The organism is Serratia sp. 22278, from assembly GCF_052045405.1.
Taxonomy (GTDB): Bacteria; Pseudomonadota; Gammaproteobacteria; order Enterobacterales; family Enterobacteriaceae; genus Serratia; species Serratia marcescens.
Map to the genome: position 1 here is coordinate 59,768 of NZ_JBQEOW010000002.1, position 20,837 is coordinate 80,604.

Sequence of the window (20,837 nt, forward strand, 5' to 3'; positions counted from 1 at the left end):
TCTCATTATTTTATCGCAGCAAAGCACAATAAATATCTTGAACCCAAGGCGTATTGGAATACAATAGTTTTTTTCGCATTGGATCAATTATTGTGAGTCAGCAGATAAGACCTTCATCTGATCGCTCGCCCGTGCGCGTAATAGCGATAACCGGCTGTGACGGCTCGGGAAAATCCACGTTAGCCGCCAGCCTGGTCAACGCGTTATCGGCACAAGAACCTGCCGAACTGCTGTATCTCGGCCAGTCTTCCGGGCGTATTGGCGAATGGATCAGTTCGCTGCCGATTATTGGCGCGCCCTTCGGGCGTTATTTGCTGAAGAAATCGGAACGCGTGCATGAGCGCCCTTCCACACCGCCGGATAATGCCACGGCGCTGGTGATATTTTTACTCTCCTATTGGCGCGTTTATAAATTCCGTCGCATGCTGAAGAAAAGCCGCAGCGGCGCATTACTGATCACCGATCGTTATCCGCAAGCCGAAGTGGCGGGGTTTCGTTTCGATGGCCCGCAGCTGGCGAAAACCGCCGGCGGCAATCGCTGGATCCGCTGGCTGAGAAAGCGCGAACAAAACCTGTACCAATGGATGGCGTCTTATCAGCCCTTATTATTAATTCGGCTGGATATTGACGAACAAACGGCCTATTCACGCAAACCCGATCACTCGCTGGCGGCGTTGCGTGAAAAGATCGCCGTCATCCCGCACCTGACGTTTAACGGCGCTAACATATTGGATTTAGACGGCCGCGAACCCGCCGACCGTATTTTCGACGCATCGCTGCGCGCCGTTAAAATATCGCTGAGGGCCGCCAATGCCTAGCCGACAAATAACCTTTTCGTACCGAAACAGATGAAAAAAAATAAACTCACCGCCGAACAGGATACCTCTCCCGTCTGCATCACCGGGCTGATTGCCGTGGTGGGCAGCGACGGCACGGGCAAGTCCACGCTGACCGCCGACCTGGTGAAAAACCTGCAGCAACATCGCCCCACGGAGCGGCGCTATTTGGGGCTGATCTCCGGCGAAGACGGCGACAAAATCAAAAAGTTGCCGTTCATCGGCGTGTGGCTGGAACGGCGCCTGGCGGCGAAATCCGACAAAACCCAGCGCATGAGCAACAGGCCGCCGGCGCTGTGGGCGGCGCTGATCATGTACGGCTTTTCGCTGTGGCGCGCATCCAACCTGCGCAAGGTGCGGCGGCTGGCGCAGAGCGGCGTTCTGGTGATCAGCGATCGCTACCCGCAGGCGGAAATCTCAGGTTTTTACTACGATGGGCCCGGCATCGGCGTGGAACGCGCAAAAGGGTGGCTATTAAGCCGCCTGGCGGCGCGCGAACGCCGTTTATATCAACGCATGGCCGTCTATCGGCCGGCGCTGATCATTCGTCTTGATATCGACGTCGATACGGCCTTTTCCCGCAAGCCCGATCACAGTTACGAAGAGCTGAAAGACAAGATCGCCGCCATGGTGCGCCTGCAATACAACGGCTCGCGCATCATCGAACTGGACGCCAGAGCCCCTTACGACGAGGTGCTGAGCAATGCGCTCAACGCCATTTCCGCCGTGGTGAACCCCGCGAAGCGCCCGCAGAGCGATCTCGGGCAACCCGGCGAGAACGCCGGTAAAGAAACTCAGGTTTATTAAACGAATACAGGGCAAGCGCATGACTGCGGAACACAAAATGCAGCAAAACAACGATAACGGCTGGTTTGGGCTATGAAACGGTGGTTTTCCGACGGCGCGTTTCGTTCCATTTTACGTAATGCCGCCTACCTGGGCTCCGGCAGCGTCGCCAGCGCGCTGCTCGGCCTGCTGGCGCTCTCCTGCGCCGGTAAAGGCATGTCGCCTGAAATGTTCGGCGTGCTGGTGGTGATCCAGGCCTATACCAAAGCGGTCAGCGATTTCATCAAATTCCAGACCTGGCAGTTTGTGGTGCAATTCGGCACTCCGGCGCTGGAGCATCAAAATACCGGGCGCTTCCGCGACGTCGTCGCCTTCTCCTTCGGCCTGGATATCGCCAGCGGCGTCATCGCCGTGCTGGGCGGCATGATCATGCTGCCGTTCTTGTCTCACGCCCTGGGGCTGGACAGCGAAAGCTTCTGGCTCGCCATGCTGTACTGCACCCTGATCCCATCGATGACCTCGTCCACGCCGACCGGCGTGCTGCGCGCCTTCAACCGCTTCGATCTCATCGCCATCCAGCAGGCGATCAAGCCGTTCCTGCAGGCGGTGGGCAGCGTCATCTCCTATTATTTCGATCTGGGGTTCCCCGGCTTTATCGTCACCTGGTACGCCTCGAACCTGATCGGCGGCACGCTGTTTTGGTGGTTCACTGCGCGCGAACTGCGCCGCCGCGATATCCACGGCGCGCTGAGGCCGCGCCTGTTCAACGTCGCGCGCCGCATCGAGGGCGCCTGGAACTTCGTCTGGACCACCAACATCGCCCATACCATCTGGGCCGCGCGCAACTCCTGCACCACCGTGCTGGTGGGCGTGGTGCTCGGGCCGGCCGCCGCCGGGCTGTTCAAGATCGCCATGACCTTCTTCGATGCGACGGGCACCCCGGCCAAGCTGCTGGAGAAAAGCTTCTATCCCGAGATCATGCGCCTGGATCCGCGCACCAAGACCCCGTGGCTGCTCGGCCTGCGCTCCTCGCTGCTGGCCGGCGGCATCGGCCTGGCCGTCGCGGTGTTGATGTTGCTGGTGGGCAAGCCGCTTATTTCCGCGGTCTTCGGGCAGCAATACCTGGAAGCCTATGACCTGATTCAAATCATGCTGGGCGCGATCATCGTCTCCATGATGGGCTTCCCGCAGGAATCCTTACTGTTTATGGCGGGCAAGCAGCGCGCTTTCCTGATCGCGCAGGCGACGGCCTCGGCGGCCTACATTGCGCTGCTGGTGTCGATGGCGTATGCCTTCGGCGTGCAGGGCGCCGCCTTCGCTTATTTACTTGGGCAATGTTTAGACGTTCTGTTATCCCTGATACCGACGATCGGCGCCTACCGCAATCGCTTTATGTTGGGGCTGAATGTGCCCAAAGAGAGTAATCAATGACCGCTAGCAATAATTGGAAAAAGTTCTCCGCCGAAACCACCCAGGCGCTGTTTGTCGCGGTGGAAGAGGACGACCTGGTTGAGGCGAATATCAGCCTGCCGCAGCAGATCGATCTGGAATGCTCCCCCGAGAGCATTCGGGACAACTACGCGCTGTGCCTGCAGTTTTGGGAAGACGGCTTTTCCCGCCGCGAGCTGCTGCAATTGGTGAACGGTTTCCTGCAAGACCCGCAGTTGGCGGCGGCGACCCGCATGCGCTACAAATATATCCGCGCCCGCTATAAGCACCTGCGCTTCGCCCAGCAGCTGTACGGCGCCCCCCACCGCGCCAACCGCCTGTTCCACACCACCACCGTGGTGCTCGGCCATTTTCAGGACGCGTTTCGCAACGGCAACCAGAAGAACCTGACGCTGTACGGCAACCTGCTGCGGCTGCTGCTCAGCAAGCCGGTGTGGTCTTACGTGCGCTATGCGCTGCGCCACACCCGGCTGGAAAGCGCACAGGGCTTTATCACCTACCGTCAGGAGCAAATGCGCCAGCTGCAAACGCTGATCGCCGGCCCGGCGCTGACCGGGCATCAGTTCCATGACGTGCGCAAAATCGTCAGCCGCCAGGTCTCGTTCTACGACACGCTGAGATCGATCGATCCCGACAACCGCGAGGCCCGGCAGATCTCGCGCTTCCTGGCGGCGATTAACGGCCTGATGGGTGACCGGCATGACGTGATGGTGGCGGACAAGCTGGCCGGCGGCGATATCTATGATCGGCCGGCGATCCTGGATATCGACATCCGCCAGCGCCTGGAGCTGCTGCTGGCGCGCTTTCCCCTGTCGTTTTCCCAGCCGGCCATCGCGGCGGGCAGATAAGCGCATTGCCCGTAGCCATGATGACGTTACCTCGCTTGCTGGCCCTCGCCCTGCTGCTGACGCCGCTGGCGGCATCCGCGCATAACTTCGTGCATGGCCGGCCGGTGGCGCCGATCGCCATCGCCGATCGCGGCGAGCTGCTGCTGCGCAACGGCGATTTCAGTTACCGGCCGTGGAACAGCGCAAAACTGGCGGGCAAGGTGCGGGTGATCCAGTACATCGCCGGGCGCACCTCCGCCAAAAAGAAGAACTCGTTGCTGATCAACGCCGTTAAGGACGCGAACCTGCCGGGCGATCGCTTCCAGCCGACCACCATCGTCAACACCGACGATGCGATACCGGGCTCCGGCTTCTTCGTGCGCGGCAAGATCGAGAAAAACAAGCGGCATTATCCCTGGGCGCAATTCATCGTCGACAGCGACGGGCTGGGGCGCATGGCCTGGCGGCTGCCGGAGGAAAGCTCCACCATCGTAGTGCTGGACAAGGCCGGGCGCGTGCAGTGGGCGAAGGACGGCTCACTCACCCCGCAGGAAGTTGACCAGGTGATCGCCCTGCTGCGCGCGCTGATCGCGCAGGAGACGCCATGAAGCGCACGCCGCCGGGAACTGATAACGCATGTCTTTGATTGAACGCTATATCACGGTTGAGATCCGCCGCCTGGTGATGATGATCGCCGGGTTTCTGATCTTCATGTTCGCCAGCTACTCCGCCCAGCGCTACCTGACCGACGCCGCCAACGGCACGCTGGCGCTGCGGGTGGTGGCCGACGTGGTTTTCTATAAATCGCTGATCGCGCTGGAGATGATATTGCCCGTCGCGCTGTATGTCTCGGTAGCGGTCGCGCTGAGCCAGATGTACAGCGATGCGGAGATCACCGCCATGCTGGCCGCCGGCGCCAGCCCGCTGCGGCTGTACAAGGCGGTGCTGCTGCTCGCCGTGCCGCTGGCGATCGCGGTCACGCTGCTGTCGCTGTATGGCAGGCCCTGGGCGTACGCCAATATTTATCAGCTGCAGCAACAGTCGCAATCGGTGCTGGACGTGAGCCACCTGCAGGCCGACAAATTCAACGTCAGCGGCAACGGCCGCATGATCCTCGCCAATCACGTCGACAAAACGGCCAACCACCTGACGGACGCCCTGATTTATGTGCGCGGCGGCCATCACACCAACCTGTACCGCGCGCAGTCGGTGGAAGTGCTCGACGCCTCTCCCGCCAGCCCCGCCGTGCGGCTGAAAACCGGCACCGCCTATGTGCTGGATCGCCAGGGCGCCGACGACAACGGCCAGAATTACGACAACTTTGACATCGCGCTCAAACCGTTCGTGCCCAGCGCCGAGAGCCGGCACAAGTCGGCCTCGCCGGCGGAACTGGCGCGCTCCGCCGATCCGGGCGACGCCGCCGAACTGCAATGGCGCGAGAGCCGTGGGCTGACCACCGTGCTGATGGTGCTGCTGGCGATCCCCTTTAGCCGCATCAAGCCGCGGCAGGGGCGCTACGCCGCGCTGCTGCCCCTGACGGTGCTGTTTACCGTGATTTTCTATGGCGGCAACATTTGCCGCACGCTGGTGGCCAACGGCTCTCTGCCGACGATCCCCGGCGTTTGGCTGGTGCCGCTGGCGATGGCTGTCGGCATCGCCCTGCTGCTGGCGCGCGACTTATCCCTGCTGCGGAAACCCTCCCGATGACTATTTTTAGCCGTTACCTGATCCGCAACGTGTTCATCGGCTTCGCCGCCGCGGCCGGGCTGCTCATCCCGCTGTTCACCACCTTTACGCTGATCAACGAGCTGGAGGACGTCACTCCGGGCGGCTACCGCTGGCAGCAGGCGCTGCTGGTGACCGTGATGACGCTGCCGCGCAGCCTGGTCGATCTGGGGCCGTTTATCGCGCTGCTCGGCGGCATCGTCGGGCTGGGGCAGCTGTCTAAAAGCCTGGAGCTGACGGCGATCCGTTCCGCCGGGATGTCGATATTCCGCATCGCGCTGGTGATGCTCGCCGCCGGGCTGCTGATGAACCTCTCGCTCGGCGCCCTCGATGAATGGGCCGCCTCGCCGCTGCAACAACGCGCGCTGCAGATGAAAAACAACGCGCTGGCGCAGTCGAACAGTAACGACGTCACCGTTAACCCGCTGTGGGCGCGGCGCGGCAACGAGTTTGTGACGGTAAAAACCGTCGATGAGAACGACCAGCCCCACGGCATTGAGATCTTCCGTTATCAGGCCAACCGCGCGCTGGAGTCTTACATTTACGCCGACAGCGCCAGCACCGCCGCCGACGGCAACTGGCTGCTGCACAACGTGATGCAGAAAAGCTGGCAAGGCAGAAAGGAGACGATTGCGCGGCAAGACAGCCTGCTCTGGCGCTCGCTGTTCGCGGTGCCGAGCCTGAAAGAGCTGACCCTGCCGGCGGGCAGTTTCTCGCTCCAACAGCTGGATCGCTATATCGATTATCTGCAGGGCTCTGGGCAACCCAGCACCGAATACCGCCTGGCGCTGTGGAAAAAACTCGGCCAGCCTCTGCTGGTGCTGGCGATGATTTTGCTGGCCATCCCGTTTACCTTCACCGCCCCACGTGCGCCCGGCATGGGCAGCCGATTAGCGCTCGGCGTCATCATTGGGCTGCTGACCTACATCGCTTACCAAATCGTCCTCAATCTGGGGTTGCTGTTCGCCCTCAACGCGCCCTTCACCGCCCTCGCTCCGCCCCTGTTGCTCCTGGCGTTGGCGCTGGCGCTGGTTTATCGGTTTGATCGGCGGGGTTAGGCATTTTCCGAGGTTGATAAGGGATAAGAAGAGAATCGCAATCTCCATTCCAGAGAAAACATCACGCGCTCACCTGATCAGCGATTTTTAAGGATGTTAGTTAATGGCAAAGATAGCTGTTTGTATACTGACCTTTAACTCCTCTCGTTTATTGCACGAGGTGCTTTCTCCACTCATGGGCATTGCGGACGAGTGGATTGTGGTGGACTCCGGCAGTACGGATAAAACGCTGTCTATTTGCCAAAGCTTTGGAATAAACCCTATTTACCATCGTTTCGAAACGCATGGACGGCAAATGAACTTTGCGATTTCTCAATCTCACCATGATTGGGTACTGTGCCTGGACAGCGACGAAATCCTTGATGCCGAAACCATAGCGTCCATTTTAACATTCAAATCGCAGGCAAACCCGCCACCACAGCAAGCCTATAGAATAAAAAGGAATTGGTTTGTACTCGGACAGCCAGTTAGAACGATTTACCCCATCTCCTCACCGGACTACCCCGTTCGACTGTTCAATAGAACACAGGTCAGGTTCAATGATGCTCCGGTAGATGATGCCGCTGAAGGCTATATTCAGACGTCGGTCATTCCCGGCAATGTTAAGCACGATACTTTTTATTCTCTCCATGAAATACTCAATAAGCTCAATAGCTATACGACAAGGGTAGTCAAATACAGAGACATTAGGCCCTCAATATTTCGTGGCGTCGTTAGCGCGATCGGCGCATTTTTTAAATGGTACGTACTGAGCGGCGCATGGAAAGAAGGTAAAGTCGGCGCCGTCACTGGCTTCTATGCCGTCGCCTACAGTTTCCTGAAGTATTTTAAATCCTGGTATGGCAAAGATTGATAGCGTTAAGGACAGAAACAGGGGTACATCCCCGCCGCTACTGATCCTGGCGTTGGTTTATCGATTTACGCGGCGAAGTTAACACCCTACAGCAGCCTTTAGAAAACAAGAACTTTCCGGTTAATAGTTGGCCGGCTTTACAAATCAGCTTGAGCCGTTATTATCCCTTATTTGGTGTCCTATGCGCCGTTAGCTATTGCTGACTGCCGTTCGATAACATGCCCCTCAAGGGCCATCGAGTGCAAGGAGTGCGAGCGCCCGCCTGAACAGGCCAAGACGCAGCAAGCAAAGGAAGAGACACACTATGTTTTCCAGTTTGAAACTGCTGTATATCGCCGATGATATTATTTCACCTGATGATTGAAGATCAGAAAGACGAGGATATCGCCACTATCAGGGGGAGAATATGAGCAAGTTGATAATGGCAATGGCGTTACTGTTTACTGTTCTCATGATGCAAGGATGCAAAAAAAACATGGAATATGAACCACAGGATTTTTTTGAAGGCCAGCAACTGGACATCGCACAGCTGATTTATGATGGCGATGAAGTGAAACTGAAAGAGAAACTTCCCTCTGTCAGCAAGGAAGAACTGAATCGACCGGTTAAGGCGGACATGACCCTGCTGTTTTGGTCGGTGCTAAACTCAATCTATGATAAAAACACGCCAGAAAGGCTGAAAATAATAACCGACTTGGTAAAAGCTGGCGCAGACCCGTTGCAGCCCAGATCGGAGGGAGGAAGCAGCCCAGCGGAATTCGTCATGAAAGCCGACAAGGGGATTTGGGTCAAAGCCATGCTCGACGGCGGTTTACCGCCAAACTCAAAAGATAAGGTATTCAATGAACCCATTGTATTCCAAACAATCAAAGCAAAAAACACTGAAACATTAAAGGTGATGCTGGATTACGGAGCGGACATTAACATCAGAGACTCCCTGCAACAAACCCTATTAATGGATGCTTTTTTTAGCTCAGCCTTTGAGCACATGACCCTACTGCTCAATCAGGGGGCGAATCCTAACCCGGTAAATATAAACAATCTTTCGCTGTTAACAGCAGTGAATCGACAAATAAAAGACAGCCAGGATGGCTCAGAATACAATGTGCAGTGTAAGAAAATACTAGAGCTCATGCTTCTGAAAGGAGCAAAGTAAACGCAGTAATTTCATTAACTCAGAGCTGACAGCTGCCGGTTATTTATACTGAAGCTGTCAGGTTACATCTGGCTTTCGATAAATACGCTATAGACCAAAAAAACTGACTGAAGAAACGAAGATCCCACCATTCTCAGGAGGAGAATATGAGCAAATTGATAATGGTGATAGCGCTACTGTTTACTTTTCTCACAATGCAAGGATGCAAAAAAAACATGGAATATGAACCACAAGATTTTTTTGAAGGCCAGCAACTGGACATCGCACAGCTGATTTATGATGGTGATGAAGTGAAACTGAAAGAAAAGCTTCCTTCAATAAGCAAACAAGAACTGAATCGACCGGTTAAGGCGGACATGACCCTGCTGTTTTGGTCGGTGCTAAACGCAATCTATGATAAAAATACGCCAAAAAGACTGAGCATTATTACTGATTTGGTTAAAGCGGGTGCAGACCCATTGCAACCTAGACCGGAAGGGGGAAGCAGTCCAGCTGAGTTTGTCCTGCAGGGCGATAAAGACGTCTGGATAAAAGCAATGTTGGATGGTGGGTTACCACCGAATTCTAGAGATAAAGTGCATAACGAGCCAATTATATTCGAAGCATTAGACGCGAAAAACACTGAAACATTAAAGGTGATGCTGGATTATGGTACGGATATAAACACAAGGGACTCATTGGGAAACACCTTGTTAATAAGCTCACTGGATTCTCATTCATTTGACCATACGATTCTTTTGTTAGAGAGAGGTGCGGATAGTAAAATCAAAGGGAAGTTTGGTTGGACTATGGGCAATCAGCTTCAGCGCTTTATAGATAGAGGTGTAGGCGACACCGGGGATAAAGAAAAAATCAACAAGATAAAAGAGTTGTTAATTAAGAACGGTGGAGACTGGCCTCCACTACCTATAGAGAATTGATACTCCCCTACCCTACGGCATGGATAGGTCGACGTCGAAGACATGGAATATACCGCTCAGGGGCGCAATGGCATCCGCCCCTGCTCGCTACGTAGGGTTAACGCAATTCCTTCGCTATCGCGCTAAACATCAGCGAGGCCTCCAGCGGTTGCGCGCTGAAAGACGGCTCCGCCTGCGGCCAGGTAGACCACTGGACGATCACCAGATTCTCCGCCTGATTGACCATAATCATCTGGCCGAAGATCCCCAGCGCCCACAGAGAATGCTTGAGGGATGCCTGCGGAGCGGGTTCTACGTTGGCCGCATTCACCGGCACTTCGTTGTTCCACCACTGGTAGCCGTAGATGCCGTCAGGATGCGCCGCCGACACCGAGCCCGCCGCCCGCGTCCAGTTGGCCGACTGGGCTACCCAATCAGCCGGCAAGATCTGTTTGCCGTTCGGCAGCGTCCCGTTATGCAGAATGAACTCACCGAAACGCCCCCAGTCTTCCAGCGTGGCGTTAAAGCCGTGCGCACCCACGTCGTGCTGGCCTTTGGCGTAGGCATGCCACACGCCGTCGCTCGCCATGCCGTAGGGCTGCCAGATGCTTTGCTCAAGATAGGCCGCCAGCGGCATGCCGGTGGCGCGTTCCAGCACGTCGCCCAGCAGCCACGCGCCGCCGGAGGAGTAAGACCAGTTCTGCCCGGCCGGATGCGCACGCTGCAAACCGGCCACCAGCTTGCGCACGCAGGCATAGGCGCCGGGCCTGGCCTCACACTCGGTCAGCTGCGCGAAGTCCGATTTCGGGTTGGTGTAATCCTCATTCCACGCCACGCCGGAGGTGTGGGTGATCAGCTGCCTGAGGGTCACGCCGTCCCACGCGGTGCCTTTCAGATCGGGTTCGTATTGCGTGATGAGATCGTCGAGCGAGCGGATCTTGCCCTGTTTAATCGCCACACCCACCAGCGTGGCGACCACGGATTTGCCCACCGAGCGCGACGTCCACAGCGTGGCGTCGGTATTGCCCTGCCCCAGATATTTCCAGGCGATTTTGCCGTTCTTCAATACCAGCATGCCGCTGACATTCTGGCGCTGCAGGTAATCCTGCAGGTGGTAGGTTTTGCCATTCACCCGATAGCTGGCGTCGGTTAGCTGTTTAGCGGCAGCCGGCAGCGGCGCAGCGTTACCGTGGTGAAATACATCCCCGGCATAGTTACGGTAGTCGTTACGAAAACCGATCACCCGGTCGCTCTGGCTCCAGGTGAGCATCTTGTGCGTATCCGGCAATTGCGCATCGAAAGGCGCGGGACAGGCGCTGAGTTCGGTGCCCGCACAGGCGGCCAGGGCGGCGGGCGCCAACAGGCCGCTGCAGAGACTGATGACAACGCCCGCCAGCAGGCTGCGGTTAAACACTTTGCTTTTCATATTTTTTCTCGCTTAGCTCAGGAAGGCGTTCAGCTTAAAAAAACGCGGCCTATAATAAAAAACGCCTAATGGGGGAAAATCCCCCGCAAAATCGACGGGAGAACCGCGTGCCGAGCCTGATTTATTCCTTTGCCCAACTGGAAGCCTTCACCGCCGTGGCCGAGCACGGCAGCCTGGCGAAAGCCGCGCTCAAGCTGGGCAAAGACCGCACGACGCTGCGCGATTTGATTGATTTTCTCGAGGATGGCTTGGGCTATGCGCTGTTCCTGCGCGAGGGGCGCAGCCTGCACCTGACGCCGGAAGGCGAACAGCTGCAGCGCCAGGCGCACCTGCTGATGCGCCAGGTGAAAGCGTTTGAGGCGTTTGCCAAAGACGTGCCGAAGAGCGCGGCGCAGGAAATCTCGCTGGTCTACGATCCCTTTACCCCCCGCGCGCTGCTGCAGGCGCTGATTGCCGCTATGGCCCAACGCAACACACGGCTGAGCCTGATTAACGCCTCGCGCGACGAGGCGGAAAGCCTGCTGGCGAGCGGCCAGGCCGATCTGGGCATCTGCCAGGCGCGCCATCGCAGCGTGGGCGACGCCATGGAGTGGCGCGCCCTAGGGGCGATAGAAATGGATTTTTACGCCGCCGAAGCGCTTTTCCCCAATGCGGAACAGCCGCTTTCGCTGTTGGAGCTCTCACTCACGCCACAGGTGATCATGCACCCGGACTCTGACGAACCGGTGGCGCGCCGCCTGCAAATTTCCGGGCGCACTATCTTTACCAACGAACTGGAAATGCTGCGCGCCCTGCTCGAACAGGGCTGCGGCTGGGGATTCCTGCCGACGCATATGCATGCCGAACGGTGGAAAAACGTCAACACGCTGCGCACCGAAGTGGGCAGCCAGGGGATCAGCCAAACCATGGTGACCATCTGGAAGCCGGGCAATGACCGGCGAACGCTGATTGATGAGACGTTGGGATTGTTGCCGGGGTTGTGGTGGGGGGTTGGGGGTGAAAAGTTGCTGTCAAATTAGCGGTGTTGTTACCAATAATCGACCGTAGAACTCATCACCTGCGTTGTTTTTCCTAGCGTTCTTAAGCAGGGATTGCTGTTTTCGTCCTCTCACCACCTTCGCTCCAACACTGCTGGCGCTGGGATATTGCCTTGATCGACGGTGTTAGGGGCAGTTTCGAGCGAGGAACGGACATCTATAAATTGATTTTCAGATGTCCGCGATTATGCCTAGTATATTCCTCACCTTATAACCAAATATTAGCAACTCGAGTTAAAATTTGATCTTAGGGTGCTGACACTTTATGTTTAAAAACATCAAAGACTGTTGCATTGAATGCTCTTGTAGATTTTGCCAAAGAGTTAAAAGTACTTACAGCCTGTTCTATTTCATTTTGATTTTTCAATCCATTCACTATCGCAGAATTTAAATGCTCTAGAAATGGAATAAGTGCATCGATTACCGGCTTCCAGTTTTCCATGGATTTTGTTGGGCTGCACTTAACTCCAAATGATATTCTGAATAAATTTGGCACCGAGCGTTCTAAAATTGTCTCAAGGCAATAAGAAAATGCATAGGCGGTTAAGAATATTGCACCTCTTTGTCGGAGAAAAGTAAGGGACTTCTCATCATCTCGAGTCAAATTAGTTTTAGTTTGAAGTTGTTTTTTCTTGGCCTCAATTGCCCGAACCAGTCCGTAGCAACAAACAATATGCGCTGCCTTTGTGTTATCATTAAATAACTTATCATATGTTTTATTGTTAATCCAAATGCCTGCCTTTTTATTATAGGCTGTTATTGGATCACCATGAAATGCAGCTAAAGCCTGTCCTACAGTATAAGAAGCCAACAGGTTAGGCCTACGCCTAATAACATCACTTGAGCTACCACGCCGTCCACCTTCATATTCTGCTTCAGGGATTAAACTAAACTCATCTTTAAGTCTTTTTTGTATTTTATCCGTACTTCGGAAATCAGCTGCTTCAACTTTATTTTGACTATTGTTGTACCGAATAATGTTGTCAATTAGGTATTCAGATGAACTATCTACTGCAATAAATCGTGCCTGAACCATTGCTTTCTCATCTGGCAATTTTTTTAGGGAACCTATTGCACCAGTTGTTTGAGCTCCGTTAACAATCGATAATCCTTGTATCAGAACTGATTTATCACCAACTGTGTAGGCATGTGTTAATACTGTCAATCCATTGTTAAATGCCCAAAAGTCGGTAGCATCATTCTCAACTGTTTGCTTAATTCCATGATTAATGTTTGAATCTGACTTTCGCGAACCTAAGTAGTCACGAATATTCGCCGAAAATATTTTTGTTTTATGTTTTTTATACAGTTTAGCGAGATCTCTAGCTTGAATAGCAGTTGAGTACGATGTCCAACCCTTACCCGATATTTCATATCCACCTATCGTACTCAAAGAAATATCTTCATTGATAAGAATGGGTGTCCGGCAATCTTCATACCATTCCTGTAAAGTTTTAGATCCTACTTCTTTATGAGAGATATTGACTTTAAGCCCAGGATATTCATTTTTTAGTATTGATGTTGCTGTTTGCTGTACGGTAACTAATTCATTCTCTACGTGATGGGATTCTGGAAGATTGTGGATATACCACAAATAAATACTCTTTACGCTTCCATCCTTTATACATTGGCGGAGGTTGATTGCCGCAGGCTTTATTCTTTCTGGCACATCATCAATGGCCCTTTGGAGTAGCCATGCAACTCCAGTATTTAAATCGCTTGCTTTGTTAGACGGAGCGTTTTGTTTTTCTTTTTCTGAATAATAGCATTGTCCTACAACCGCATACTCTTCTTCTGAATTAATAAAAACAATATCAAGCTTTTTGTCATCCGAACCGTCTGTTACTGCATCGACCCCTATGCTTGATAAATCATCCAATCCAAATCGTAATCCAAGAGCAAATAATCCCAAGGCATTATCTTTATAGTCTGAGAGGTCTTCAAGAGCGCTGTAAGCTGTTTCCCAAGTATCCATAACTGTCCCTACTTAATGTCAATGATCATTACGTCAATACACCAAGGTTACTTTTGAAAGCAGTCAGAATCAACAAATTCTGTCATGGCCCGTCTCTGGCACAAAACGGTCTCCACACGTACCCATCTCCATCAATGAAATACAGAAATATAAAATAATTAACTCAAGATTAATAAACAAATGGCACTATTCACTATTCTTCCATTTGATTATTCCTAGCACCGCCCCCGCCCTTTCCCTACAATAAGGGATCTGTTGAGGCATAACGCAAGGAAAGACGGTGTCGAAAGCCAATCCCAATGCCACTATCGTGGATATCGCCCGCCGCGCCAGGGTGACCAATATCACCGTTTCCCGCGCCTTCAATAAGCCCGAGCTGGTCAAGCCGGAAACCCGCGAGCGCATTCACGCCATCGCCAAAGAGCTGAACTATGTGCCCAACGCGTTCGCGCAGGGGCTGAAAAGCAGCAGCAGCCAGATTATCGGCATCGTCACCAGCAGCATGTACAACCCGTTCTATTCCGGCCTGATCAAGACCGTGTCGCGCATTGCGCGCCAGCAGGGCTACCAGATCATGCTGTTCGACACCGACGGCAGCGAAGAGGCGGAAATGCGCGCCATTCAGGCGCTGTTCGGCTACAAGGCGCGCGGCATCCTGCTGTCGGCGGTGCGCGACGACAAGCGCTACCGCCCCGCCTATCTCGAGCTGGCCGAGGTGTACGGCGTGCCGCTGATCCTGATCGACCGCGATCTCTACGATCAGCAGCTGAGCGGCGTGTTCCTCGATAACCGCGAGATCGGCGTGCTGGCCGGGCGCTATCTGGCGGAACAGCCGGAGCAGAAGCTTTTGATTATCGGCGGCCCGGCGGATTCGGAGATTACTTTAACGCGCACCGCCGGCATCGTCGCGGCCTTGCAGGGCAGCGGGCGTGAGATTCATATCATCAACGGTGACTATGATTTCACCTCGCAAGAGAGCGAGGTGCGCGCCTATCTGGCGCAGCCGGAGAACCGCCCGGATTACATCATCGGCCTGAACGGCATCATCACGCTGGGTGCCATCGCCATCTGCCACGAGATGAGCCTCTATCAGCAGGTGAAGTTCTTCTCGATAGACGAGCCGCCGCGCGCCGGCGCTTACGGCCTGCACATTCCGGGGGTGTATCACGATACGCAGAAACTGGGGGAGATCGCCGCGGAGCTGTTGTTCAGCGCCATTAACAGCCCGCGCGGCGAGTTGCCGGTGCGCAGAGAATTCTTCACCGGCTCGCTGTTGAATCGCTGACGGGCGCTATTGCCCGTAGTAGGCGTGTTTGCCGTGCTTGCGCAGGAAATGTTTGTCCAATAGCTCCGGCTGCATCGGGGCGATGGCCGGCGCCAGCTGGCGCGTCGCCATCGCCATGATCGCCACCTCCTCCAGCACCACCGCGTTGTGCACCGCATCCGCCGCGTCCTTGCCCCAGGCGAACGGGCCGTGGGAATAGACCAGCACTCCCGGCACCTGCTGCGGATCGCGCCCCGCCTGATTGAAGGTCTCGATAATCACCTTGCCGGTTTCCCCCTCGTAATCCCCGGCGATCTCCGCCTCGCTCATCGGCCGGGTGCAGGGAATGTCACCGTAAAAGTAGTCGGCGTGGGTGGTGCCCAGCGCCGGGATCGGCTGCCCGGCCTGCGCCCAGATGGTGGCGTTGCGGCTGTGGGTGTGCACCACGCCGCCGATATCGGCGAAGGCGCGGTACAGCGCCAGGTGGGTGGCGGTGTCGGATGAAGGCTTGCGGTGCCCTTCGCGCACCTTGCCCTTCAGATCCACCACCACCAGATCCTCCAGCGTCATCGCCTCGTAGGCGATGCCTGAAGGCTTGATCACCACCAGCCCGCTCTGGCGGTCGATCGCCGAGACGTTGCCCCAGGTAAAGGTCACCAGCCCGTATGCCGGCAGGCTGAGGTTGGCGGCCAGCACCTGCCGCTTGAGTTCGTTCAGCATGCGATGCCTCCCTCATTCATCTGTTGTTCGATCCAGGCCTTGGCCTGGGCGATGCGTTGCTTATCCTGCCCGTCTTCACGCGCCCACATCTCCAGCAGGTAGGGACCGCGATAGCCGAGCGCGTTGAGCACGGCAAAGGCGTGGGCGAAATCCACGCAGCCTTCGCCGAACGGCACGTCGCGGAACTGCCCGGCGCTGCCCGGCCCCACCGCCACGGTGTCTTTGAGGTGCACAGCGGTGATGCTGCCGATGCCCAGCGCCAGCTCGGCGGCGACGTCGTTGCCCCAGGCGCTGAGGTTGCCGAGATCGGGATACACCGTGAACCACGGGCTGTTGACGTGGCGGGCGATGTCGCGCCATTTGCTGATGCTGTTGATGAACGGCGTGTCCATCACCTCCACCGACAGCATCACCTGCGCCCTGGCGGCCTGCGCCGCCGCCCACTGCATGCCCTCGATAAAGCGCTCGCGGCTGTGGCGATCGGCGGGTTCGTAATAGACGTCGTAGCCCGCCAGCTGGATGTTGCGGATGCCGAGATCCGTCGCCAGTTCCAGCGCCTTGCTCATCAGCCCCCGCGCCCGTTCGCGGGTGGCGGCCTCGGCGCTGCCGAACGGATCGCGCCGGTGCGCCGACAGGCACAGGCTCGGCACCGTCACCCCGCTGTCGAGCCGCGCCTGGATAAACGCCAGCCGCTGGCGGCGATCCCAATCCAGCCGCTGCTGGCGCGCCGGCTGTTCGTCGATCGACATCTCCACAAATTCAAAGCCCAGCTCGGCGGCGGTGGTCAGCCGCTGCGGCCAGCTCAGATCGGCGGGCAGCGCCTTTTCATACAGCCCCAGACAGGCGGCGTTAGTCGTTTGCATCAGTCACCTCACTCAAAGCCTGGGCGACCGCCAGATAGCGCGCCTGCTGGGCGCGCAGGCGCCGGTGGGCGGCGGTCGCGGGATAATAACAGCGCAATTTGGGCGGCGCGGCGGCGATCGCTTCGGCGAACCCGGCATACTCCCCGGCGCCGACGGCGGCGCACAGGGCGGCGGCGCGGCAGCCGCTTTGGCGGGTTTCCACCACCTCAAGCGGCAGGTTGCCGGCGTCGGCGTACATCTGCATCCAGACCTCAGACTGCGTCGGCCCGCCGGTCATGCGCACCCGTTCGATGCGCGGGTTCAGCTGCACCATGCGCTCCTGATGGATCAGGTGCGAAAACACGATGCCCTGGTAGATCGCCTGCACCACGTCCGCCATCTCGTGGTGAGCGCTCAGGCCGATCAGCCCGCCCGGCGTGTTGCCGCCGAGGTTGGAGCCGTACAGATAAGGCAGGAACAGCAGCCCGCTCGGCTGCTCGCGGCGCTCGGCCACCCAGGCGTTGAACTGGGCGTAGCGCTGCCGGTCGCCGGCGCAGAACTGGCGCAGAAACCAGGCCAAATTGCCGGCCGAGGTCGGGCTGCCTTCGTGCACGAAATAGCGGCCGTCGATGCAGTAGCGCCCCCAGGCGTAGGGATAATCGGCGGGAATGATGCGCTCGGTTACGCAGGTGGCGATCGACCAGGTGCCCGCCACCGCGCTGAGCGTGCGATCGTCGGCCACGCCGGAGCTGAGCGCCGCGCCCACCACGTCGAACAGGCCGCCGTATACCGCGGTGCCCGTTCGCAGGCCGCACTGCGCCGCCGCAGCGGCCGTCACCCGCCCGGCCAGCTGCGCCGAGCCGATCACCGGCGCGGTCTTCTCCTGCGCCTCTTCGATGCCGAAGGCCGCCATCAGCGCCGGATCGTAAGCGCCGCTGTGCTGGTTAAACAGGTTGCTGCCGGAGATGTTGGTCACTTCGGCCGCCGCCTCGCCGGTGAGGCGAAAGCGCAGGTAGTCGTGCGCCATCAGGATGCGATCGACGGCGGCGTACTGCGCCGGTTGCCGCTGCTTCAGCCAGCGCAGCAGCAGCGCCGGGTGACTGGGCCACAGCGGCTGCAGGCTGCGCGGGTAGGTCTGCGCGTCCACGCCGGCGCGGCGCAGCTCAGCCGCCGTGGCCGCCGCGCGGTTGTCCGAAGAGAGGATGCCGTTGCCGACCGGTTTGCCGTGGCGGTCGATGGCGTACAGCCCTTTGCCGTGCGCCGAGAAGCTGACGCCGCGCACCTGCCCGGGCTCCAGCCCCGCCGCGTGCAGCGTCTGGCGGATCGCCGCGCAAACGTCATCCCACAGCGCGTCCATATTGCGTTCGCTGAAGCCCGGCTGAGCGGCGATCGCCGCGCCGTCGCGCTCGGCAATCGCCAGTTCTTCGCCATCGGCCCGGTACAGCCCGGCCTTGATCACCGTGCCGCCGACGTCTATGCCAAGAAAGACTGACATCGCGCCTCCTATTTGCGCCGCACGGAGCTGAGGTAGATGGCGGCCAGGATGATGCCGCCCTTCACCACATTCTGGATATACGGCGATACGTTCATCAGATTGAGGCCGTTGTTGAGCACCCCGAGCATCATCGCCCCCACCAGCGTGCCGACGATGGCGCCGCGCCCGCCGGAGATCGCCGCCCCGCCCAGCACTACGGCGGCGATGGCGTCCAGCTCGAAGCCTTCGCCGGCGTTGGGCTGCCCGCTCATCAGGCGCGAGGTCAGCACCAGCCCGGCCAGCGCGGCGGTCAGGCCGCTGATCACGTACACCAGCATCTTGTAACGCGGCACACGGATGCCGCTCAGGCGCGCCGCCTCTTCGTTGCCGCCCATCGCGTAGACGTAGCGGCCGAACGGCAGCTGATTGAGCATCAGCCAGGCCAGCAGGTACACGCCGAGCATGATCAGGATCGGCACCTGAATGCCCAGCAGCGTGCCGCGGCCGAAGAAGGAGAAGACGTCGGGCAGGCCGGAGATCGGGTAGCCGCCGGTATAGAGCAGCGCCAGGCCGCGGGCGATGCCCATCGACGCCAGGGTGACAATGATCGGCGGCATGCGCAGGTAGGCGATGCAGGCGCCGTTGGCCAGGCCGAACAGCGCGCCGAGCGCCAGCGCCGCCACCATAGCCAGCGGGATCGGTACCGCCGCCAGCATCAGCCCGGCGGCGACCGAGCCGGCCAGCGCCATCACCGGCCCCACCGAGAGATCGATGCCGCCGGTCAGGATGGCGCAGGTCATGCCCACCGCGATGATGGCGTTGATCGACACCTGGCGCGCCACGTTGGTCAGGTTGTTGACGCTGAGGAAGCTGTCGTTCAACAGGCTCATCAGCACGAACAGGATCACAAAGCCGATAAACGGCAAGACCGCCGGGTGATGCAGCAGTTTTTCCCAGCGCTTGCCGAGGCTGGGGCCGGCGGCGCGGCGCGCCACGGCGGGTTGTTCAATTCCGATCATAAGGCACTCCCGGTCGCGTGAAGCATGATGTGGTTGGATTCGATGTCGTCGCCGGTCAGCTCGGCGACGATGTGGCCGCCGCGAAACACCAGCACGCGGTCGCACACGCCGATGATCTCCGGCAGTTCGGAAGAAATCATGATGATGGAGATGCCCTGCTGGGTCAGTTGCTGCATCAGCTGGTAGATCTCGGCCTTGGCGCCCACGTCTATGCCGCGCGTCGGCTCGTCGAAGATCAGGATGTTGCAGTCATTGTTGAGCCAGCGGGCGATCACCACCTTCTGCTGGTTGCCGCCGCTCAGGGTGCTGACGGCGGTCTCGGCGTCCGGGGTTTTCACGCCCACGGCGCGGATCAGCCGCTGCACCACGTCGCGATCCTTACGGGCGCTGACGAAGATCTTGCCGCGCCGGTGGTGCCGGTTGAGGGTGATGTTCTGCGCCACCGAGAACGGCAGCACCAGGCCCTCGGTTTTGCGGCTCTCCGGCAGCAGGCCGATGCCCTGCGCCAGCGCCTGCGCCGGGGAGCGCAGCGCCGCCGGTTGGCCGCCGAGGCGGACGCGTTTGCGGTGGCAGCGGCTGGCGCCGATCAGCGCCGAGACGGTCTCGGTGCGCCCGGAGCCCACCAGCCCGGCGAAGCCGAGGATCTCGCCCTTGTGCAGGTGGAAGCGGTCGGTCGCGCCGTGCTTCTCGCGCTGGATCTCCGCCTCCAGCAGCACCGTCGCGGTATCGACCGGGTGCTGCTTCACCGGGAAGGCGTTCTCGATTTTGCGCCCGACCATCAGCCGCACCAGCTCTTCCACGTTGGTGTCGCCGGTGGCCAGCGTTTCGATGTAGGCGCCGTCGCGCAGTACGGTGATGCGATCGCAGATGGTGAAGATCTCGTCCAGGTGGTGCGAGATAAACACCATGCCGACGCCCAGCAGCCGCAGATCGTTCATCACGCTGAACAGGTGCTCGGCCTCGCCCGGCGTCAGCGTGGCGGTCGGTTCATCCAGCACCAGCACCCGCGCCTCCAGCGACAGCGCCTTGGCGATCTCAACGAACTGCTGCTGCGCCACGCTCAGCTGCTCCACCGGGCAATCGAGATCGATAGCCACCGTCAGCCGCTTGAAGATCGCCTCGGCCTTGCGCCGCATCGCCCGCCGATCCAGCAGGCCCCAGCGGTTCCTGATCTCCCGGTTGAGGAAGATGTTGTCGATGGCGCTCATGTAGGGAATCAACGAGAATTCCTGAAAAATAATGCCGACCCCGGCCTCGATCGCTTGGCGATAGTTGTTAAAGCGGCGCTGCTCGCCGTCGATAAAAATATCGCCCTCGTCCGGCTGATAGATGCCGCACATGATTTTCACCAGCGTCGATTTGCCGGCGCCGTTTTCGCCCAGCAGGGCGTGCACCTCGCCGCGTTGAATGGCCAGATCGATGCCGTCCAGCGCCTTCACGCCGGGAAAGCTTTTCTTGATTCGCTTCAGTTCCAGTAAAGGTGTCACCGCA

General features: G+C 58.0%; 19 protein-coding genes. 12 read left to right on the top strand and 7 right to left on the bottom strand.

All coding sequences use genetic code 11. The annotated features are described in order from the left end of the window. The first annotated feature begins 92 nt into the window (after positions 1 to 92). The 10 genes from ACTJJ6_RS04915 (at position 93) to ACTJJ6_RS04960 (ending at position 9,610) form a co-directional block, all read left to right on the top strand. Complete coding sequence (locus ACTJJ6_RS04915) at positions 93 to 818, top strand: lipoprotein (RefSeq protein ID WP_033632594.1); 726 nt, start codon at positions 93 to 95, stop codon at positions 816 to 818. A 30-nt stretch (positions 819 to 848) separates the two neighbouring features. Further along, on the top strand, positions 849 to 1,643 hold the full coding sequence (locus ACTJJ6_RS04920) for a hypothetical protein (RefSeq protein ID WP_048794863.1): 795 nt from the start codon (positions 849 to 851) through the stop codon (positions 1,641 to 1,643). 72 nt (positions 1,644 to 1,715) lie between these two features. Continuing rightward, positions 1,716 to 3,053, top strand: coding sequence for a lipopolysaccharide biosynthesis protein (locus tag ACTJJ6_RS04925; RefSeq protein WP_004935553.1), 1,338 nt, complete (start codon positions 1,716 to 1,718; stop codon positions 3,051 to 3,053). Further along, entirely contained in the window at positions 3,050 to 3,919 is an 870-nt protein-coding gene (locus tag ACTJJ6_RS04930; protein ID WP_016927024.1) for a hypothetical protein, read from the top strand. The genes ACTJJ6_RS04925 and ACTJJ6_RS04930 overlap by 4 nt, the downstream gene beginning before the upstream one ends. Before the next feature lie 20 nt (positions 3,920 to 3,939). Beyond that, positions 3,940 to 4,506 (top strand): YtfJ family protein, encoded by a 567-nt coding sequence (locus ACTJJ6_RS04935; protein WP_049298902.1) that lies wholly within the window; start codon positions 3,940 to 3,942, stop codon positions 4,504 to 4,506. Positions 4,507 to 4,534: 28 nt separating this feature from the next. Next, complete coding sequence (gene lptF, locus ACTJJ6_RS04940; protein WP_016927022.1) at positions 4,535 to 5,605, top strand: LPS export ABC transporter permease LptF; 1,071 nt, start codon at positions 4,535 to 4,537, stop codon at positions 5,603 to 5,605. Continuing rightward, a complete protein-coding gene (gene lptG, locus ACTJJ6_RS04945) occupies positions 5,602 to 6,681 on the top strand; it encodes an LPS export ABC transporter permease LptG (protein ID WP_079449942.1) in 1,080 nt (359 codons plus the stop codon). Before lptF ends, lptG begins: the two co-directional genes overlap by 4 nt. Before the next feature lie 103 nt (positions 6,682 to 6,784). Further along, a complete protein-coding gene (locus ACTJJ6_RS04950) occupies positions 6,785 to 7,534 on the top strand; it encodes a glycosyltransferase family 2 protein (RefSeq protein ID WP_049298865.1) in 750 nt (249 codons plus the stop codon). Between the two features lie 406 nt (positions 7,535 to 7,940). Further along, complete coding sequence (locus ACTJJ6_RS04955) at positions 7,941 to 8,690, top strand: ankyrin repeat domain-containing protein (protein ID WP_440803184.1); 750 nt, start codon at positions 7,941 to 7,943, stop codon at positions 8,688 to 8,690. A gap of 146 nt (positions 8,691 to 8,836) precedes the next feature. After that, positions 8,837 to 9,610, top strand: coding sequence for an ankyrin repeat domain-containing protein (locus tag ACTJJ6_RS04960; RefSeq protein ID WP_151254636.1), 774 nt, complete (start codon positions 8,837 to 8,839; stop codon positions 9,608 to 9,610). 97 nt (positions 9,611 to 9,707) lie between these two features. Here ACTJJ6_RS04960 and ACTJJ6_RS04965 read toward each other — a convergent pair whose 3' ends face one another. Beyond that, a complete protein-coding gene (locus ACTJJ6_RS04965; protein WP_440803182.1) occupies positions 9,708 to 11,015 on the bottom strand; it encodes a serine hydrolase domain-containing protein in 1,308 nt (435 codons plus the stop codon). Between the two features lie 107 nt (positions 11,016 to 11,122). Here ACTJJ6_RS04965 and ACTJJ6_RS04970 point away from each other — a divergent pair, with 107 nt between their 5' ends. Continuing rightward, the gene (locus ACTJJ6_RS04970) at positions 11,123 to 12,034 is read left to right on the top strand and encodes a LysR family transcriptional regulator (RefSeq protein WP_440803180.1); all 912 of its coding nucleotides are present in this window, start codon (positions 11,123 to 11,125) and stop codon (positions 12,032 to 12,034) included. A gap of 265 nt (positions 12,035 to 12,299) precedes the next feature. On the opposite strand, the gene ACTJJ6_RS04975 is transcribed toward ACTJJ6_RS04970, so the two are convergent. Further along, complete coding sequence (locus ACTJJ6_RS04975) at positions 12,300 to 14,027, bottom strand: AIPR family protein (protein ID WP_072271199.1); 1,728 nt, start codon at positions 14,025 to 14,027, stop codon at positions 12,300 to 12,302. Between the two features lie 280 nt (positions 14,028 to 14,307). On the opposite strand from ACTJJ6_RS04975, the gene ACTJJ6_RS04980 reads away from it, so the two are divergent. Beyond that, positions 14,308 to 15,312, top strand: a complete 1,005-nt coding sequence (locus tag ACTJJ6_RS04980) for a LacI family DNA-binding transcriptional regulator (protein WP_440803177.1) — start codon at positions 14,308 to 14,310, stop codon at positions 15,310 to 15,312. Between the two features lie 6 nt (positions 15,313 to 15,318). Here ACTJJ6_RS04980 and araD read toward each other — a convergent pair whose 3' ends face one another. From araD to ACTJJ6_RS05005, 5 genes are read right to left on the bottom strand one after another with little or no spacing between them, the layout of a single operon-like run. After that, positions 15,319 to 16,011 carry an L-ribulose-5-phosphate 4-epimerase gene (gene araD, locus ACTJJ6_RS04985; RefSeq protein WP_025303515.1) on the bottom strand — a complete coding sequence of 231 codons (693 nt, stop codon included), beginning with the start codon at positions 16,009 to 16,011 and terminating at the stop codon, positions 15,319 to 15,321. Continuing rightward, the gene (locus ACTJJ6_RS04990; RefSeq protein ID WP_440803175.1) at positions 16,005 to 16,874 is read right to left on the bottom strand and encodes an L-ribulose-5-phosphate 3-epimerase; all 870 of its coding nucleotides are present in this window, start codon (positions 16,872 to 16,874) and stop codon (positions 16,005 to 16,007) included. The genes araD and ACTJJ6_RS04990 overlap by 7 nt, the downstream gene beginning before the upstream one ends. Beyond that, positions 16,861 to 18,348: an FGGY-family carbohydrate kinase gene (locus ACTJJ6_RS04995; RefSeq protein WP_440803173.1), complete on the bottom strand. Its 1,488-nt coding sequence runs from the start codon at positions 18,346 to 18,348 to the stop codon at positions 16,861 to 16,863. The genes ACTJJ6_RS04990 and ACTJJ6_RS04995 overlap by 14 nt, the downstream gene beginning before the upstream one ends. Positions 18,349 to 18,356: 8 nt before the next feature. After that, positions 18,357 to 19,346: an ABC transporter permease gene (locus ACTJJ6_RS05000; protein ID WP_046896378.1), complete on the bottom strand. Its 990-nt coding sequence runs from the start codon at positions 19,344 to 19,346 to the stop codon at positions 18,357 to 18,359. After that, entirely contained in the window at positions 19,343 to 20,833 is a 1,491-nt protein-coding gene (locus ACTJJ6_RS05005; RefSeq protein WP_046896377.1) for a sugar ABC transporter ATP-binding protein, read from the bottom strand. The genes ACTJJ6_RS05000 and ACTJJ6_RS05005 overlap by 4 nt, the downstream gene beginning before the upstream one ends. Positions 20,834 to 20,837 lie beyond the last annotated feature (4 nt).

What these genes read in the sequence shown, in the direction of transcription:
- ACTJJ6_RS04920 (WP_048794863.1), top strand. Translation starts at nt 849, where the DNA reads ATGAAAAAAAATAAACTCACCGCCGAACAGGATACCTCTCCCGTCTGC.
- ACTJJ6_RS04925 (WP_004935553.1), top strand. Translation starts at nt 1,716, where the DNA reads ATGAAACGGTGGTTTTCCGACGGCGCGTTTCGTTCCATTTTACGTAAT.
- ACTJJ6_RS04930 (WP_016927024.1), top strand. Translation starts at nt 3,050, where the DNA reads ATGACCGCTAGCAATAATTGGAAAAAGTTCTCCGCCGAAACCACCCAG.
- ACTJJ6_RS04935 (WP_049298902.1), top strand. Translation starts at nt 3,940, where the DNA reads ATGACGTTACCTCGCTTGCTGGCCCTCGCCCTGCTGCTGACGCCGCTG.
- lptF (WP_016927022.1), top strand. Translation starts at nt 4,535, where the DNA reads ATGTCTTTGATTGAACGCTATATCACGGTTGAGATCCGCCGCCTGGTG.
- lptG (WP_079449942.1), top strand. Translation starts at nt 5,602, where the DNA reads ATGACTATTTTTAGCCGTTACCTGATCCGCAACGTGTTCATCGGCTTC.
- ACTJJ6_RS04950 (WP_049298865.1), top strand. Translation starts at nt 6,785, where the DNA reads ATGGCAAAGATAGCTGTTTGTATACTGACCTTTAACTCCTCTCGTTTA.
- ACTJJ6_RS04955 (WP_440803184.1), top strand. Translation starts at nt 7,941, where the DNA reads ATGAGCAAGTTGATAATGGCAATGGCGTTACTGTTTACTGTTCTCATG.
- ACTJJ6_RS04960 (WP_151254636.1), top strand. Translation starts at nt 8,837, where the DNA reads ATGAGCAAATTGATAATGGTGATAGCGCTACTGTTTACTTTTCTCACA.
- ACTJJ6_RS04965 (WP_440803182.1), bottom strand. Translation starts at nt 11,015, where the DNA reads ATGAAAAGCAAAGTGTTTAACCGCAGCCTGCTGGCGGGCGTTGTCATC.
- ACTJJ6_RS04975 (WP_072271199.1), bottom strand. Translation starts at nt 14,027, where the DNA reads ATGGATACTTGGGAAACAGCTTACAGCGCTCTTGAAGACCTCTCAGAC.
- araD (WP_025303515.1), bottom strand. Translation starts at nt 16,011, where the DNA reads ATGCTGAACGAACTCAAGCGGCAGGTGCTGGCCGCCAACCTCAGCCTG.
- ACTJJ6_RS04990 (WP_440803175.1), bottom strand. Translation starts at nt 16,874, where the DNA reads ATGCAAACGACTAACGCCGCCTGTCTGGGGCTGTATGAAAAGGCGCTG.
- ACTJJ6_RS04995 (WP_440803173.1), bottom strand. Translation starts at nt 18,348, where the DNA reads ATGTCAGTCTTTCTTGGCATAGACGTCGGCGGCACGGTGATCAAGGCC.
- ACTJJ6_RS05000 (WP_046896378.1), bottom strand. Translation starts at nt 19,346, where the DNA reads ATGATCGGAATTGAACAACCCGCCGTGGCGCGCCGCGCCGCCGGCCCC.